The organism is Lysobacter sp. N42 (assembly GCF_004344885.1).
The window spans coordinates 1-1,207 of sequence record NZ_SKFB01000112.1 but is presented as its reverse complement, the minus strand read 5'-3'; the positions used below and the strand labels follow the sequence as shown (position 1 = coordinate 1,207).

General features: G+C 61.5%; 2 protein-coding genes. Both read left to right on the top strand.

What is annotated here, in order from left to right:
- Window positions 1–103: 103 nt before the first annotated feature.
- Entirely contained in the window at window positions 104–511 is a 408-nt protein-coding gene (locus EYQ95_RS26155; protein WP_132332153.1) for a hypothetical protein, read from the top strand.
- A gap of 57 nt (window positions 512–568) precedes the next feature.
- The gene (locus EYQ95_RS26150) at window positions 569–1,141 is read left to right on the top strand and encodes a hypothetical protein (RefSeq protein WP_132332151.1); all 573 of its coding nucleotides are present in this window, start codon (window positions 569–571) and stop codon (window positions 1,139–1,141) included.
- Window positions 1,142–1,207 lie beyond the last annotated feature (66 nt).

Sequence of the window (1,207 nt, the reverse complement as noted above, 5' to 3'; positions counted from 1 at the left end):
CAGTGAGGCAGCAGCCGCGGCCTAACAATTCGTCCAAGCCGACGCCGCTTCGCGGCGCGGCTTAACTCAGGTGTTAGGGGGCTTGATGCGGTCACTTCTTTTCTTGCTGGCGTTGGTCGGGTGCTCCAATGCACCCGAACGCACGCGCATTGAAGCGGGCTCCGTTGAAACGTCCGCGAGCGGCGGCCTGAAGGCAGCAATCGGCATTGCGGCCGGTTCGCGTCTCGTCCCGGTCCTCGATACCGACTGCCATCTGCCCTGCTCAACCACGCAGGTCATCCGCCCGGCTTCGGCAGATCAGCAGGAGATCGCTTTTTGGCTCTACCAAGGCACGGGGAGCGAACTTGTCGACGCCACGCCGCTGGGCACCTATCGCGTTTCGTGGGCGGAGCAAAGTGAGCGGCCCTCACAGATTGAAGTTACCTTTACCGCGGAGCCGGACGGCATTTTCCTGCACGCAAAGGGTCAGCCAAACGGCGGGGCGCTGCCCGTAACACGCGACGCCCCCTAACAACTCGTCCAAGCCGACGCCGCTTCGCGGCGCGGCTTAACTCAGGTGTTAGCGCCCATGATTGAGAGTATCGCGGCTGGAATCGCCTCCAACTTCTTGACTGACTTTATTAAGTCGTGTCTAGGGGTGGCCCGCCCCCCGCTGCCCAGCCCCGTCGGCGGCGTGCCGAATGAGCTTAGCCATTCCAACCCCGATCCAAACCTTGTCGCACGGCGAGCGCAAAACCATCACCGAGTCGAATCAGCCAAGGCAGTGCTATCGGTAGCGTATACGTTCGTCGCCCTTTTAGCTGTCGCGGCGTTGCTCCCGATGCTCGCCAGAAGGCTCACCGGGCACATCGACCTGTCAGAGACGCGACTAACCCTCCCGAACGTGGTGGGCACCTTCCGCCTAGGCTTTGCCGCGTGGGCACTCGGCCTGCCACTTTTCTGGGTAGTGCAGCGCGTCACTCAGGCGCTCATACAAATCCAGCATGAGAACTGGAGCGACGTGCTTCCACGGCAGGCGGCCCGCCTATTCACCATTTCTTGTTTCATAGTGTTGCCCTTCTATTCGGCAGCCGTTGTGTTTCTACTTTTCCCATCGCTCGGCATAGTGGATTCCCTACTCTATCCCATAGGGAAGGTCTGAACAACCCGCTCTGCCGCCCGGATTGCGGCATCGTGGCGCCGGCCTGGCGTCGCTTTCGAGCCGGAT

What these genes read in the sequence shown, in the direction of transcription:
- EYQ95_RS26150 (WP_132332151.1), top strand. Translation starts at nt 569, where the DNA reads ATGATTGAGAGTATCGCGGCTGGAATCGCCTCCAACTTCTTGACTGAC.